20 protein-coding genes are annotated in these 12,540 nt (G+C 65.1%); 1 reads left to right on the top strand and 19 read right to left on the bottom strand.

The window, feature by feature from the left end:
* Positions 1-94: 94 nt before the first annotated feature.
* The 19 genes from AC1RQP_RS28170 to AC1RQP_RS28080 all read right to left on the bottom strand — a co-directional run bounded on the left by AC1RQP_RS28170 (position 95) and on the right by AC1RQP_RS28080 (position 12,121).
* Entirely contained in the window at positions 95-517 is a 423-nt protein-coding gene (locus tag AC1RQP_RS28170; RefSeq protein ID WP_492939785.1) for a gene transfer agent family protein, read from the bottom strand.
* Complete coding sequence (locus AC1RQP_RS28165; RefSeq protein ID WP_492939783.1) at positions 514-954, bottom strand: phage tail tube protein; 441 nt, start codon at positions 952-954, stop codon at positions 514-516. Before AC1RQP_RS28165 ends, AC1RQP_RS28170 begins: the two co-directional genes overlap by 4 nt.
* Before the next feature lie 15 nt (positions 955-969).
* On the bottom strand, positions 970-1,380 hold the full coding sequence (locus tag AC1RQP_RS28160) for a DUF3168 domain-containing protein (RefSeq protein ID WP_492939781.1): 411 nt from the start codon (positions 1,378-1,380) through the stop codon (positions 970-972).
* Positions 1,377-1,865, bottom strand: a complete 489-nt coding sequence (locus tag AC1RQP_RS28155; RefSeq protein ID WP_492939779.1) for an HK97-gp10 family putative phage morphogenesis protein — start codon at positions 1,863-1,865, stop codon at positions 1,377-1,379. Before AC1RQP_RS28155 ends, AC1RQP_RS28160 begins: the two co-directional genes overlap by 4 nt.
* A complete protein-coding gene (locus AC1RQP_RS28150) occupies positions 1,786-2,007 on the bottom strand; it encodes a hypothetical protein (RefSeq protein WP_492939777.1) in 222 nt (73 codons plus the stop codon). Before AC1RQP_RS28150 ends, AC1RQP_RS28155 begins: the two co-directional genes overlap by 80 nt.
* Positions 2,004-2,345, bottom strand: a complete 342-nt coding sequence (locus AC1RQP_RS28145; protein WP_492939775.1) for a phage head closure protein — start codon at positions 2,343-2,345, stop codon at positions 2,004-2,006. Before AC1RQP_RS28145 ends, AC1RQP_RS28150 begins: the two co-directional genes overlap by 4 nt.
* 32 nt (positions 2,346-2,377) lie before the next feature.
* Positions 2,378-2,791: a hypothetical protein gene (locus AC1RQP_RS28140; RefSeq protein WP_492939773.1), complete on the bottom strand. Its 414-nt coding sequence runs from the start codon at positions 2,789-2,791 to the stop codon at positions 2,378-2,380.
* A gap of 24 nt (positions 2,792-2,815) precedes the next feature.
* On the bottom strand, positions 2,816-3,463 hold the full coding sequence (locus AC1RQP_RS28135; protein ID WP_492939771.1) for a head-tail connector protein: 648 nt from the start codon (positions 3,461-3,463) through the stop codon (positions 2,816-2,818).
* 85 nt (positions 3,464-3,548) lie between these two features.
* Complete coding sequence (locus AC1RQP_RS28130; RefSeq protein ID WP_492939769.1) at positions 3,549-4,829, bottom strand: SGNH/GDSL hydrolase family protein; 1,281 nt, start codon at positions 4,827-4,829, stop codon at positions 3,549-3,551.
* A complete protein-coding gene (locus AC1RQP_RS28125) occupies positions 4,804-4,971 on the bottom strand; it encodes a hypothetical protein (RefSeq protein ID WP_492939768.1) in 168 nt (55 codons plus the stop codon). Before AC1RQP_RS28125 ends, AC1RQP_RS28130 begins: the two co-directional genes overlap by 26 nt.
* An 11-nt stretch (positions 4,972-4,982) precedes the next feature.
* Positions 4,983-5,468: a hypothetical protein gene (locus AC1RQP_RS28120; RefSeq protein WP_492939766.1), complete on the bottom strand. Its 486-nt coding sequence runs from the start codon at positions 5,466-5,468 to the stop codon at positions 4,983-4,985.
* 37 nt (positions 5,469-5,505) lie between these two features.
* Positions 5,506-5,883 (bottom strand): hypothetical protein, encoded by a 378-nt coding sequence (locus AC1RQP_RS28115; RefSeq protein WP_492939764.1) that lies wholly within the window; start codon positions 5,881-5,883, stop codon positions 5,506-5,508.
* Positions 5,884-5,983: 100 nt separating this feature from the next.
* On the bottom strand, positions 5,984-6,175 hold the full coding sequence (locus AC1RQP_RS28110; RefSeq protein WP_492939763.1) for a hypothetical protein: 192 nt from the start codon (positions 6,173-6,175) through the stop codon (positions 5,984-5,986).
* Positions 6,176-6,270: 95 nt separating this feature from the next.
* Complete coding sequence (locus AC1RQP_RS28105; protein ID WP_492939761.1) at positions 6,271-7,617, bottom strand: phage major capsid protein; 1,347 nt, start codon at positions 7,615-7,617, stop codon at positions 6,271-6,273.
* Between the two features lie 11 nt (positions 7,618-7,628).
* Complete coding sequence (locus AC1RQP_RS28100; protein ID WP_492939759.1) at positions 7,629-8,351, bottom strand: HK97 family phage prohead protease; 723 nt, start codon at positions 8,349-8,351, stop codon at positions 7,629-7,631.
* On the bottom strand, positions 8,348-9,604 hold the full coding sequence (locus AC1RQP_RS28095) for a phage portal protein (RefSeq protein ID WP_492939757.1): 1,257 nt from the start codon (positions 9,602-9,604) through the stop codon (positions 8,348-8,350). The genes AC1RQP_RS28100 and AC1RQP_RS28095 overlap by 4 nt, the downstream gene beginning before the upstream one ends.
* Entirely contained in the window at positions 9,601-11,304 is a 1,704-nt protein-coding gene (locus tag AC1RQP_RS28090) for a terminase large subunit domain-containing protein (protein ID WP_492939755.1), read from the bottom strand. Before AC1RQP_RS28090 ends, AC1RQP_RS28095 begins: the two co-directional genes overlap by 4 nt.
* Complete coding sequence (locus AC1RQP_RS28085; protein WP_492939753.1) at positions 11,291-11,773, bottom strand: helix-turn-helix domain-containing protein; 483 nt, start codon at positions 11,771-11,773, stop codon at positions 11,291-11,293. The genes AC1RQP_RS28090 and AC1RQP_RS28085 overlap by 14 nt, the downstream gene beginning before the upstream one ends.
* A gap of 75 nt (positions 11,774-11,848) precedes the next feature.
* Complete coding sequence (locus AC1RQP_RS28080; RefSeq protein ID WP_284282952.1) at positions 11,849-12,121, bottom strand: HNH endonuclease; 273 nt, start codon at positions 12,119-12,121, stop codon at positions 11,849-11,851.
* Positions 12,122-12,157: 36 nt separating this feature from the next.
* Between AC1RQP_RS28080 and AC1RQP_RS28075 the strand changes: the two genes are divergently transcribed.
* The gene (locus tag AC1RQP_RS28075) at positions 12,158-12,352 is read left to right on the top strand and encodes a DUF3606 domain-containing protein (RefSeq protein ID WP_492939751.1); all 195 of its coding nucleotides are present in this window, start codon (positions 12,158-12,160) and stop codon (positions 12,350-12,352) included.
* Positions 12,353-12,540 lie beyond the last annotated feature (188 nt).

Here is a 12,540-nt window from a genome sequence, read left to right as displayed (position 1 = left end):
GCGTCGGTCAGGCCGTTGCCGCTGTCGAGCTGCCCCGCAATCATTGCGTAGAATTGCCACATCGACATGCGGTCGACCTGCTGCGGCGACAGGTTCAGTTTTCCGGCTGCGCCGTAGATGGCTCCGAACCGGATTTTTCCATTGGGGAGATCGTCGACGCGAGTCCCGCCCGGTCCGGAGCCCCGGATTTTTTTTCGATCTGCTCCTCCGGCGCGCCGTAGCAACCGGCGGAAAGAACCGCGATCGCATAGAGCAGGTTTTCCGCCGGCGGATGCGCCTCGACATAGGCGCGGGTTTTCTTCAGAGCGTCGACCGGCGCCAAGCCGCCGCCGACCAGGCCGAGCCGCAAAACGTTGCTGATGTCCTCGATCCTGCAGGCCTTGCTATGCAACCGATCGAGGACGACGAACGGCCCGGCGTCGCAGGCTTCCTGCAGCTTGGCAAGCTCGCCCCAGGCGAGACGGAAATGATAGGTTCCGTCCGCCCAATCGAGCGTGACCGACGCGTCACGGCTCAAGGCGTCACCACGCGCACGAGCTCGCCGTCGCTCTGCATCTCGACGTTGGCCGTCGCCCGGCCGCCCTGCTCGGCGCCGGCTGTAAAGGTCGCGACATGCATGAAGCCGGTCCAGGTAATCGTCTTGGCCGGAAACTCGACCTCGATCTTGACCGGCACGCTGTCGACGTCCTCCCAGGCATCGAGCCAGGTCTCGACCGACTCCGCAGCGAGCACGCCCTCGCCCGAGATCGAGGCCGACAGGCTCGAGGCATCGCGGCCGACCCAGGCGACCGCATCGGGATCGTCGCAGTCGGGCAGATTGACGTCGGTCAATTCCTTGGTCAGCGTCAGGGACTTCGACGTGAAGCCGCAGGGCGCCGCATAGACGATCGGGTCAGCATCGTTGCCGAGCAGCACGCGAAACTTGCCGAACTTGACGGTGGTTGGATCGGCCATGGGTTTGTTCTCCTGTTAAGGCTGGGGTTGCTCGATCAGCGCGACGAACTCGATGACTGCGTGACTGGTCAGTCCATCGGGATCACGGAAATTGCGGGTCTGGCGGTGCAGGATCGACACCAGCGCGTTCTCGGCCAGGGCGAGATCGTGATCGTGCAGGGCAGCCCGCACCGCCTCCGCAGTCTGCTTGACCTCGGGAAAGCCGACGGCGCGCGACCATGCGTCGATCTGGATAGAGATTTCGAAGGCTGTGATGCAGTCGGAATCGTCCGACACCATTTGATCCGGCCCCCAAGACACATAAGGGAACTCGACTTCCGGTGGCACGCGATCATAAACGCGCGGCCCCACGAGAGATGCCAAAGCCGGATAGGCCTTCAGCCGCGCCACGATCGCGCCCTGCAGTTCGAGCGAGGGGCTGGTCACTTTGCTGCGACCTTCTTCGCCGCCTTGTTGGTCGCCCGCGAGATCCGGGATTTGACGCGCTTGCGGAGCGCGCGATAGGCCGGATAGAAAAACGGCTGCGCCACCGTGCCGGGATGCTCCGTGCCCTTGAACTTGCCACCGTTCAAATGCGGCGACGTCCCGAATTCGACCAGGTGCGCATAACGCACCTTGCTGTTGCCGGCAGAGATCCTGACGGTGAGATCCGGATCGCCGGCGCCGGCGCTGCCGGCCAGCGACGAATAACGCGCCTTCTCGCCGCCCCAGGTCTGCACGATGCTGTCGCGCAACGCGCCCGGCGGATTGCCGTGCGATCCCGTCGCGCTGACCGGCGCCAGCCGCTTCTGCATATCCGTGATCTCGTCCGCGCCCTGGGCGAGCGCCTGCTTAATCGCGGATCGGACCTCGACCGGCAGCGCCCGCATCTTCGCCAGCAGCCGCGCGCGGCCCTCGACCTTCGTTGCCATGAATCTCACCTGCCTGTGCTGAAACGATCGCGCGCACCGCAGCCTCCGGAACGCGTTGGTAGGTCCGGCCTGCGGCATAGGCGATGATCACGCCGGCACGCGGGCGGTAGTCGAAGCTGCGCTTCATCAGGACGGTCTTCACGTCGCGACGCCCGTCTGGCAGAGCAGCTCGAGGAAAGCGCTGCGATCGGTCGGATCCGCGATCGAGCGGATGTTGTAGATCTCGCCGGTCCGCGCATCGCGCGCGCGCCAGTCCGCTTTGATCTGCGCCGTCTGCGAGCTCCGCCGCACCGTGATCGTCACCGGCTGCTGGCCGGAGAGTCGAGCCGCCGTCACCTCCTCGCCGCCGAAGCGGGCCTTGACGCCGGCCCAGACCACGAACTGCTGGACGTAATCGGCCTGCGTGTTGCCATAGCCGTCGTCGACGGACTCGCGGCGCTCGAAAGCGATGCGATGGCGGAGCGCGCCGGCGCCGGTCATGACGATGCCCGATTACAGCGTGACGCCGGAGATCACAGGGTGACCCCGGGCGCCTGGATGGCGATCGTCAGCGTGCTCGCATCCTTGGCGAGGCCGATCTGGCAGACGTTCTCGCCGGCGCCGAGGTCGGCGGCGGGCTGGATGCCGCCCGGTGTCTCGCTGAGATAGTAAGGCGAGCCCGGCGTGAGCGTCGCGCCCATATTGACATCGCCGCCGGTTGCGACCGCCAGCGGCTGATTGAGCGCGGCACCATTGAGCGCAACGCCGCCGGCCTTCCGGGCCTCCGCCGTCGCCGAATTGCTGTCCGCGAGCATCCACTTCTTCGTGGTCGACGAGAGATAGACCGTCTTCCCGGCGGCGACGGTCTCGCCCGCGTTGTTGCTTCGGACGATGATGGCATTCGCGGCGGCGACGACGTTGTTCGCGGTGATGGTGAGGTCGGCCATGGGTGGTCTCTCCTGTGGTGGGGATCAGCTGTAGACGCGGTACGGCGAAATCATCTGCATGATGTGCGCGGGCAGCTCGACGGGCTGGCCGCCCGGGCCCGAGACGACGTTCTCCCGGAACTGATAGAGCGCGCCGACATAGAGCTTCAGCCAGGCCTTGATCGCCGCCGGCAGCCGGTCGACCACGGGCGGAGCTGCCTGCGCATCCGCCGGCGGATAACCGCAGGTGAAGCGGATCTTCACCGCCGCGGCGTCGCAGCGCACGGACGGCCAGCTCTCGCCATAGGGCGGCGCGATGCCCTGGCAGATCGCCCCCTGCCCCAGCACGCGATAACCGGTCCCGGCCGCAAGCGCCTGCGTGCTGCCTGTGCCGTCGACATAGGTCACGCTGTCGATCGAGATCAGCGGCGGATATGGCAGCACGATCAGATCCGGCTCGCCGCACTCGCGCTGCCAGAAGTCCCGCAGCTGCAGCTCCCAGGTCTGCGGCCGCAGCGCCCGGCCGAGCCACCCGCCTGCGGCCGGATCGAGCTGGCCGACGGCGGCCAGGATCATGCCGTCGATCAGATCATTATCGTCGTCGGAATCGACGCGAAGGTGCTGCCTGACCTCGTCCCGGGTCAAGACGTCCGCGCTCGGCGGCGTGATGAGCACGCGCTCGGAAGGATGCATGGGTGGTCTTTCCGGGAAAGCTATTTAGAGAGGGGGTGGTTAGGTCGCCATCCGCTGCCTTGAAGGGAGCGGACGGCGCAGGCGCCTAAATCACCTTGCGCACAGACGCGCGAGAAAAGTCGATGCTTCCGCTTGGACTGCCCGACGCCGGCGGCTGCACGGTGCCGGCGAGGAAGACGTGAGACACTCCGGACGGCACCACCAGCGGTTCGGTCTTGAATATCACGCTATCGGTACCGGACGGCAGCGCGCCGTTGCTCGGCGAATAGTACCCGTCCCACGTCTGCGTCACGATCCCAAACCCGGCGTTGTAATAGACGAGGTTCAAGCCGACTCCGATTAAGTCCGCGGTCGACAGGTTCCAAGAAGCCTGCATTTCGGCCTGAAGCACGTCGCCTTCGCTGACGTTCGCGATCAGGTCTTCGCTCGCCAGCACCAGGCCGGTCCCGTCAGACGTGCCGCCGATCGTAATCCGCTGCGAGGCGAGGTTGGTGTAGCCTGCAACAGTCTGTTTCGATCCGGCCGCGGACGCGCCGCTATTCGCGTTGCGCTGAAGCGACCAGCTCGCGGCAACCGTGCCGGATGCACCGTTCGCGACACCGCCGCCCGTGCCGCTGAGCAGGCCATTGGCGAGCAGGTTGCCACGCGGGTTCTTGGTGGCGTCGTAGGTGTCGCCGAGCACCGAAAACCGATCGTCGAATGCGGGGAGGAACGGAGAGATCCCGTCTGCCACGACCCGGCCACCGGCTCTTGCAGACGGCTGGTTATCGTGAATACCATCGCGCAAAAAGTCGGAGATTGCCTGCCCGGTCGCAAAGTCGAGATAGCGCGGGTTCATGTCGATGGGCAGTATTCCGGGTCTGGACCATGCGTAATCGATGATCAATCGATTGAGCGCCGATGCCTGGAAAACGACGTCTGCGCTCTGCGGCGCCGCGGAGCCGTGGACGCGAAGCGGGATAGTCACGACGAATGTCCCGCGCTGTAGCAGCGCGTCATAAATCGCTTGCAGATCGGCCCAAATCGTGGCGGTCGAAGCCGGGCTTCCGTCGAGGCTGTTCTGTCCGCACATGACAAAGCAGATGTCGAGATCAGCAGCCAGCGCCTGCGGCAATTGCAGGGTGCGCACCTCCTCAACACTGGCACCGCCGACCGCAAAGACATTCGACGTCGAGATGTCCAATCGATCATTGAGGTATCGCCTCGCCCACGCGAGCCATCCCCAGTTCGTCCAGCCGTTGCCGACGGCGTCCGCGGTCAGGCTGTCGCCGATCGCTCCGGCCTTCCGAGCCCCGGAGATGACGCGAGGATATGATGCAAAAAGCTCACATGCCCCGATCCTAATTAGCCGCCAGCACCACGACATAGACGCCGTTCAGCGTCACGCGCGCTCCGTTCAGCGTGACAAATTCCCAATGAAAACCAGACGGCGCGTGGCCTGCGGCGAATTGGGGGGCGTTCGCTGTCCCAACGGCAGCGCGCAGCACATGTGTCTTGACGTCGGCCACTGCGGCGTCCCTCAGTTGTTCTCGGCCGAGATGATAGCGGCGAGATCGGACGTACTGCCGAACGTGATGGCGCCATCGGCCTCGATCGCGAAATAGAGATTCCGATCGGGCGAAGCCATGTCGTAGTAGAGATACGGGATTGCGGCGCCGACGCCGATGAGCTCGACCGTGTACCAGGGATTGACGCCCACCGGCGCGACCCAGTCGCCGGCAGCAATCGCAATGCTCTTCAGGAGCTTGGCGCGATCGGCGGCTGCCAGCACCAAGGCAGCATTGTCGGTGAAGGTCGACGCCGAGGGGTTGCTGTCGAAGATGTGCAGGAAGGTCTGCACCGTGATGTTCGTCAACGAGTGCAGGGCGAAGCGGGTGATAATCCCGGATCCGCCCTTGCCTCGCGCAAAGTTCGACAGCGTACGGAGCGGGCCGACGGCGTCGCCGTCGGCATAAGCCGCGGTTTGAACCGCGAGAGCGGACCGGATCGTCAGACCTGTGCTCATGGTGATTCTCCGATAATCCGGCCCGCAGGAAGCGCGCCTAGCGATTGTCGACCAGGACGTGGAAGACGCCGACCTTGGAGGCGCCGCCCTGGGCCAGAACGATCTTGACGCGATCGCTGGCCATGCCGACCGGCTCCAGGACCGCAGTGCCGCCGGCGGCATAGAGCGCGGCCGCACCGACCTGCGAATGCGTCGCCGCGCGCGGATAGCGCACGGTCGAGGCGTTGACGTTCGCCTCCGTCCAGATGTTCTCGCCGGTCGCCTCAGCCGTGATGGTGAAATCGACACCATCGGTGTAGCCATTGCTGCCGTCCTTCGCGTAGTGGACGCTGTGGATCTTGCCATCGAAGCGCGGCGTGTAGGCGGTCGCGGTGCCGTCCGCGGCCGTGGTGACGCTGACCTTGTAGCGACGCATGTGTTCTTCCCCTTCTGCTATGGCGCGCCAGGCGCACCGCTGGTCGTCAGCGGGCGGAATGCCCGCTTCCTGAAATCGAGAGCCGGCTTGGGCCGGACCTCTACTTGTTGTCGGGCGCCTTCTCGGCCTTGTTGCGCGGCTTGCGCTCGGCCTTCATGCGCTGGACCTTGTCGGGGTGCTTCTTCAGCAGCTCCTCGCCGAGGGAATCGCTGACCTCGATCTCCTGGCCGGGTTTCAACGTGTCGCGCGACACCGAGCTGATGTGCAGCTGGTCCGTCATCTTGAGCCTCATGGCTTCTCGCTCCTGGTTTGCTCTGCCCTTACCCTAGACACGGAAAAGCCCGCGCCGTTGCCGGCGCGGGCTCCCCCATCACTCGCTGCGCTCGATCAGGCCGCGAGCGCTCCCGTGAACGTGCCCTTGATGAAGGACTCGGGACGGTAGACCGCGAGCGCCAGGCGCTCCTCGGCGAGGATGGTGACCAGGTTCTTGATGAAGTTGTCGCCGTCCTCGGTCGAGATCTCGACACTGGCATCCTCGCGATCGAAGATCTGCGCGCCGAGCTGGAAGGCGCCGACCAGGAAGTTGTCGACGGTCTCGGCCTGCGTCTCGACCACCGGCAGGCGCCACAGCCGCGGCTCGATGCCGCCCTGCGGATTCGCCATCAGATAATCGCCGACGTCGGTCTTGGTCAGCTCGATGTCGGCCCAGTCGGACGGATGCATCACGATGCCGTTGGCCGGGTACTCCGCCAAGAAGGCCTGCAGGATGGCGAGGCGGATGACGTCGATCTTGGTCAGGCTGCCCGCGGCGGACGGCACGATCGGCGCCGCGTAGGCGGTCGCCTGGGTGTTGATGCCGTTGAGGTCCGTGCCGGTCCCGCTGCCGTTGAGGAGCTGGCCCTCCTCGACATAGGCGAGACCGTAGCGCAGGCGGCCGTCAATATAGGACTGCAGCTGCGGTACGTCGGACAGGATCTGCCGGGTCGCCTTCACCCAGTGCGCGACCGTGGTGACGCTGGTGGTCATCAGGTCGAACTTGATTTCGGACTGCGGCTTGCTGGCGCCGGAGGTTTCCGACATGGTCGCGGCGCTGTTGGTGAAGCCGGTCTCCTTGACGTACTGGATCGCGTTGGAGTTGGTGCGGCCAGGCGTGATGAGATCGCGGATCGTCATGCGGCGCTGGGGCGGCGTGATGATGCCGGCCAGACGCTGCGGCACGATCAGGTCGCCGGCGGATCCGTTCGCATCCGTGGTGAGCGACGAGATGATCGCCTTCAGCTTCATCGAGACCCGGCCCTTGCGGCCAGACTTCAGGAAGTCCAGCACTTCCGCATTCTCGACCACCTGCTCGCCAATCGTCTTCTGACGCTCCGGGCCGCCGCCCTGCCGCAGCTGCGTCATCTTCTGCTCGAGCTCGGTCATGCGCTGGCTGATCTCGGTGTGCTTGATCAGCGCGTCGTCGGCCGACTTCTTGGTCTCGGTGGTGATGTTGCCGAGATTCTTCAGCTCGGTCTGGGTAGTCTCGCCCGCCTTCTTGACGTCATCGGCGGCCTTCTTCAGCTCGACCGCCATCTCGGTGATCTGCTTCTCGAGCGTGGCAAGGCCCGCGGCATCGGCGACGATGCCGCCAAAGGCGTGAGCATGTGCAACGGCGGAGTAGTCGAGCACAACGACCGCGACAAACGCGATCGCAACGATGCCGGCGAATGCCAGCAACGGCGTGTAACGCTTCATGTGATTCCCCTTCAGGGTTTGGTGGTGATGGAGCGCAGCGACGCGAGAGCGTCGCTCAGCGCGGACTTGATCGCCTCGCCGCTCTCGGACTCGCTCCGAACAGCTTTCGCATAACCGACAGAGGCGATCTGCACGGCCATGGCTTTCGGGATGCCTGCCTCGCGCAGGACATCCTCGAACTCTTTGATTGACGGCGGCTCACCGTCGCGCAGGCGGCGCGCGAACTCGCCCAGCGCCTCGCCCTTCACGCCGTCGACGAGCGCGCGGCGGTTCGCCGGAAACGAGACGATGGAGACTTCAAGCAGATCGAGCTTGATGAGCTTGCGCGGCTCACCATCCTTCGCCGGCTCCACGTCGACCTCGCGGTATCCGATTGAAAGCCCGCGGACGGCTTTGGCCTTCAACAAGCTGTATGCCTTGTCGGCGGTAGGGACGCTTTGCTTGATGAGCAACTCGCCCTCGGAATAGAGGCCCTTGCCATCGTCCGCGAAGTCGTCCCATACGCCGATCGGCTCATAGGTGTCGTGTTGCCAGAGCATCAGCGGGAACGTCCCTTCCCGCTTGTGGCGGGCGAGGCTGTCTGCAAACGCGCCGGGCTGCACGGCTTCGTTGTAGCTATCCCGCACGCCGAAGACAGAGGCGTAACCTTTAAGGCGGCCGGACTCGTCCATTTCCTTGACCTGGAACGGAAAGTCCTTCGTTCGCGGCGCCGTCATCGCGTTCTTGAGCTTCATGGCACGGGTTCTCCAGGAGCGGGCTGCACCGGCCGCGGCGGCAGCTTGCCGAGCATGTCGAGCGGCACCAGGTTGGACTGCACGGTCAGCACGTCGCCGCCAGGCTTCGGCGGCCGGTTGTCGAGCGCGCGGCCTTCATTGCGCGTGAGGTAGCCGTTCTGCCCCAGCGACGACAGCAGCGCGGCGCGGCCGGCGCTGTCGGCGCGCAGGAGGCCCTCGACGTTGAACTCGGCGAAGATCCGCCCGCGCTCCTTCGGCACAACCAGGCGCTTCTTGATGGCCTGCTCGATGCGGGTCAGGTATGGCCGCAGGCCGAGGGTAAGCCAGCCGAGCATGATCTGCTCGATGCCGGATCCCCACATGGTCTGCCCGTCGGCGGAGTGGCCGATCAAAACCGGCGGCACGCGCAGCCAGCGGCAGATGTCCTCGACCGAGAAGCGCCAGGTCAGCAGCATCTCGGCATCCTTCGGCGGCAGGCTGACGGTTCGGACGTCGAAGCCATGCTCGAGTAGACCAGCATTGGTCGTCTCGCCGCCGATATAGGGGTCGATGAAGGCCTTGCGAAAATCGCTGCGCTGGCCCTGGTCCATCTTCACGCCGGGAGGCGCCGTGAAGAAGATCGAGCTCTTCATGCCGTTCTTGAACGTCGCGCCGGCGGAGGCGCCGATCGCCTCGGCGATCGCCAGGCTCTGGCGCGCGAAGGCGATCACCGAGAGACCGCCGCCGTTACCATCGTCGCCGAAGCCGCGGATGTGGAAGACGTCATCCTCGGTGAGGCCGATGTAGCGCTTGCCGCGATGGGTGAAGCTGTAGCGCAGGACGCCCTTGTCGTCGCGTTTGCGATCCATGTCGCCCGGCGCCGCCGACAGCGGCGTCAGAGAGATGATCGAGCCATCCTCCCGCTTGTCCTTCAGCGAATAGGCGTTGCCGAAGATGCAGAGCGAGATGACCTGACTCTCCCAGAACTCCGCCGCGGTCTGGTCGGCGTTCGGGCTGTCATGCAGCGTGCCGTACAGCAGATGACCGTCCGCCGGCGCCTTGCTGCCGTCGCGCTGGCGCTCATAGATGCCGAGTGGCAGCGTCGAGATGGTCTCGGCGTTGAGGCGCACACAGGACCAGAACGACGACAGCCGCATGGCGCCATCGGGCCCGACGTCGCGCCCGGCCCAATTGTCGCTGGAGCCGCGCCGCGAGTTCTGGGGATCCTGCACCTTCAGCGCAGGCTTGTGCCACCATGACGTGAGCCAGCTCATCCGGCCATCACCGCATTCTTGAGGAAATCGCTGATGTCCATGACGCCTTGCGGATTCCAGCTCATCAGGATCGCCGCTTCGAACAGCGCGATCAGCGGATCGATCTTGGCACGGCCGGAGATCTGCTTGGTGATCAGGAGGTGATTGCCCTTCTGCTCGACCTTGGCATTGCCCATCACCCACGCCATCAGCAGCTGGTCCGCGTGCCAGAACGTGCCGTCATCGAGCTTCAGCTCGAGTCCGTACATCGCCGGCGCCAGGGCCGGCCCCTGCATCAGCCGGCGGATCTGCTCGGGCTGGATGCCCGCTTCGGCCAGCGCCTCGAACACGGCCGCGGCGTTGTTCGGGTCGACGCCGACGGCATCCTTCTGCGGCAGGAGGCCGGAGGCACGCACCTGCGCGACCAGCTCGACGAAACGCTTGTGGCGCGTGGGGCCGTCGCCGATCGTCAGCGACTTCTCCTCGGCAAAGTCTCGCAGCAGCGGCGCGATCTCCTTTCGCCGATCCAGCACCTTCGGATCGGCGAAGGCGTGGCACCAGGACAGCCACTCGCGCGTCTCGCGATCGCGGCCGATCACGGCCAGGCCAAGGAGATCGTCGAGGCCGCCGCCATCGGCGCCCAGCGTCACGACCTCGGAACGCGCGAGCAATGATTCAAGCGTGAGCGTTTCGTCGGCGGCGCCTTCCCAGAAGTCCGCGCCGCGCCAGCCGTCGGCGCCGAGGCCGACGCCGATCTCGATGTTGAGATGCTGCGAGGCCCAGATCTGTTCGGCTTCCTCATTCGCCTTGCCGTTGTTCTGGTAGTCCTCGAGGAGGCGCTGCGGGTCGATCGAGCGGCCGAGGTTGGGGAGCAACAGCGACCAGTTGTCGACGTTGCGCCAGTACTCCTGGTCCTTTTGCAGCTCGTGCGGATACTCGTAGAGCACGGGCAACAGGATCGGGTTGGGGCCTCCCTTTCCGTCACGGATCGCGCGCGCCTTCTTCAGCTCGTTGCGCCAGATGCCGGCCGGCGGTTCGTCGGACTGCGTCGTGATCATCAGCACCTGGCCGCCCTGCATCGTGATGCCGCCGCCGCGGATCTGCTGCATCACGGCGGCAGCCTTGGCCTTCTTGCCGAGTTCGTGCAGCTCGTCGATGATCGTGAGGATCGGGATCTCGCCCGTCACGATCGAAGTGTCGAACGTCTTGACGTCGAGCTGGGTGCCCGTCTTCCGACGCGTGATGCACTTGAGGTGGTCCTGCACCTTGAAGATCGCATCCAGCTTCTTGTCGAGGCGGATCATGCCCTGCGCCTGCTCGAAGCAGCGCTCGGAGATGTTCTGGCTCGGCGCGACGATCAGCATCTGGCGGTTCGGTGCCTCTTCCAGGAACAGCGCAGTCAGGCCGAGCGCGGCGACATAAGTCGTCTTCGAATTCTTCTTCGGCACCATGCAAAGCAGTTCCCAGACGAGCCGCCGCCTGGTGACCGGATCCTCGCTCGCCAGGAAGGCGCAGAGGATGGCCTTGAACCAGTCGCCGCAGGCCTCCGCCATCGACGGCGTGCCGGGGACGTCGGGAAGCCGCAGCCGGTTGAAGAAGGCCAGCGCCTTCGCCGCCTTGGCCTCGTTCAGCGGCACGTCGGCCATCGGGATCTGGCTGGCCTGGATGCGCTCCCACCAGTCTGGGCAGGCGAAGCGCGGCAGAACCTCAGTGGACCGCATTCTGCGCCGCCGCTTCCTGTTCCAGCTCAGACATCAGGTCGGCGTCGGCGTCGAGCGCGCGCTGCTCCTCGATCAGCTTCTTGCCGATGCGCTCGGCCGCGGGCTTGTCGGCCGGCTGTGCGGCGAAGCTGCTCTCGACCTGCATGCGGTCATTGCGCTCGACATAGGCCAGCCACAGGCGCATGGCGCCGGCGTTGCCGTCGACGACGCCCTGCCAGAGCTTCATCGCGAAGGCCGACTCCATGCGGTCGCGCATCGCGTCGCGCACCTTGAGTTCGGCTCTAAAATACCGCTTCACCGTCGCCGGCGAGACGCCGAGCGCGTTCGCCATCACCGCGATCGACTTGCCGAGCGCCAGCAACAGCTTGATTCTGTTCCGATCTTCCGGCGTCGGCTCATACGGCGGCCGCCCGCGCTGGCCGCGGCCAGAGCGAACCGGATTGCCGAAGAGGTCGAAAACGTCGTCCATCAGAAAAAAATCCGCGAATGGGAGAGCCGCCGGTCCGTGGAGAGGGAGTTTGTGGACTTTTGACCCGCCCTACCCTCAGTGCCAGACGCCGCGGGTGTGCAGCGAGGACTGCTCGGCTTTCTGCTTGTCTCGATCGTGGCAGGTCTTGAGCAGCGTCTGCAGATTGGTCTTGTCCCAGAACAAGCGCTCATCACCACGGTGTGGGATCTTGTGGTCACACACCAGCTTCGAAGTGTCGCCCTCGATCACGCCGCAGCCGCATTGGCAGGTGAAGAGATCGCGTACGAAGATCTCGATACGCAGCGCCTGCCATCGGGCTGTCTTGTACCAGCGCTTCCATGGCGGCATCTGTGCTAGCCTCGGATGGCCAACAAGGAGGAACCGATGGCAGACGATCCGAAGAACGTAGGGAAAGGCGACCGCATTCGCGCCTCACAGCAGCCGCACGAGGTGCAGTACATCGCAAAGAAGTTCAACATCAGCGGTCAGGCAGCATCAGGCGCCATCCGTGCAGCAGGCCCGACCAGGGAGAAGGTCTACGACTACATCAGGCAGAAGAAGGACGGCGACTACGCCTAGAAAGGAAGGCCGCTTGCACCAGGGAGGGCAAGCGGCCTTGGAGGTAGTCGTCCCAAGAGGAAACGCGAGGGCCGGCTGAGCCCGCCGCTTACCTTAGACACGACAAAGCCCGGCCTGATCTGATCTGAGGCCGGGCTTTGCTTTGGATACAGTGAGGGATTGATGAAGCGCGACCGCTTCTGACCGCC

This window comes from Bradyrhizobium sp. GW821-FHT13H06 (genome assembly GCF_058803975.1).
The sequence above is the reverse complement of the archived record's forward strand: the minus strand, read 5'-3'. Positions and strand labels throughout refer to the sequence as shown.

Bases quoted from the DNA above. Each gene is read 5' to 3' on its own strand.
- AC1RQP_RS28095 (WP_492939757.1), bottom strand. From the start codon at position 9,604: ATGAGCTGGCTCACGTCATGGTGGCACAAGCCTGCGCTGAAGGTGCAG.
- AC1RQP_RS28100 (WP_492939759.1), bottom strand. From the start codon at position 8,351: ATGAAGCTCAAGAACGCGATGACGGCGCCGCGAACGAAGGACTTTCCG.
- AC1RQP_RS28155 (WP_492939779.1), bottom strand. From the start codon at position 1,865: ATGGCAACGAAGGTCGAGGGCCGCGCGCGGCTGCTGGCGAAGATGCGG.
- AC1RQP_RS28165 (WP_492939783.1), bottom strand. From the start codon at position 954: ATGGCCGATCCAACCACCGTCAAGTTCGGCAAGTTTCGCGTGCTGCTC.
- AC1RQP_RS28120 (WP_492939766.1), bottom strand. From the start codon at position 5,468: ATGAGCACAGGTCTGACGATCCGGTCCGCTCTCGCGGTTCAAACCGCG.
- AC1RQP_RS28115 (WP_492939764.1), bottom strand. From the start codon at position 5,883: ATGCGTCGCTACAAGGTCAGCGTCACCACGGCCGCGGACGGCACCGCG.
- AC1RQP_RS28110 (WP_492939763.1), bottom strand. From the start codon at position 6,175: ATGAGGCTCAAGATGACGGACCAGCTGCACATCAGCTCGGTGTCGCGC.
- AC1RQP_RS28090 (WP_492939755.1), bottom strand. From the start codon at position 11,304: ATGCGGTCCACTGAGGTTCTGCCGCGCTTCGCCTGCCCAGACTGGTGG.
- AC1RQP_RS28105 (WP_492939761.1), bottom strand. From the start codon at position 7,617: ATGAAGCGTTACACGCCGTTGCTGGCATTCGCCGGCATCGTTGCGATC.
- AC1RQP_RS28130 (WP_492939769.1), bottom strand. From the start codon at position 4,829: ATGTCGTGGTGCTGGCGGCTAATTAGGATCGGGGCATGTGAGCTTTTT.
- AC1RQP_RS28080 (WP_284282952.1), bottom strand. From the start codon at position 12,121: ATGCCGCCATGGAAGCGCTGGTACAAGACAGCCCGATGGCAGGCGCTG.
- AC1RQP_RS28145 (WP_492939775.1), bottom strand. From the start codon at position 2,345: ATGACCGGCGCCGGCGCGCTCCGCCATCGCATCGCTTTCGAGCGCCGC.
- AC1RQP_RS28135 (WP_492939771.1), bottom strand. From the start codon at position 3,463: ATGCATCCTTCCGAGCGCGTGCTCATCACGCCGCCGAGCGCGGACGTC.
- AC1RQP_RS28075 (WP_492939751.1), top strand. From the start codon at position 12,158: ATGGCAGACGATCCGAAGAACGTAGGGAAAGGCGACCGCATTCGCGCC.
- AC1RQP_RS28140 (WP_492939773.1), bottom strand. From the start codon at position 2,791: ATGGCCGACCTCACCATCACCGCGAACAACGTCGTCGCCGCCGCGAAT.
- AC1RQP_RS28085 (WP_492939753.1), bottom strand. From the start codon at position 11,773: ATGGACGACGTTTTCGACCTCTTCGGCAATCCGGTTCGCTCTGGCCGC.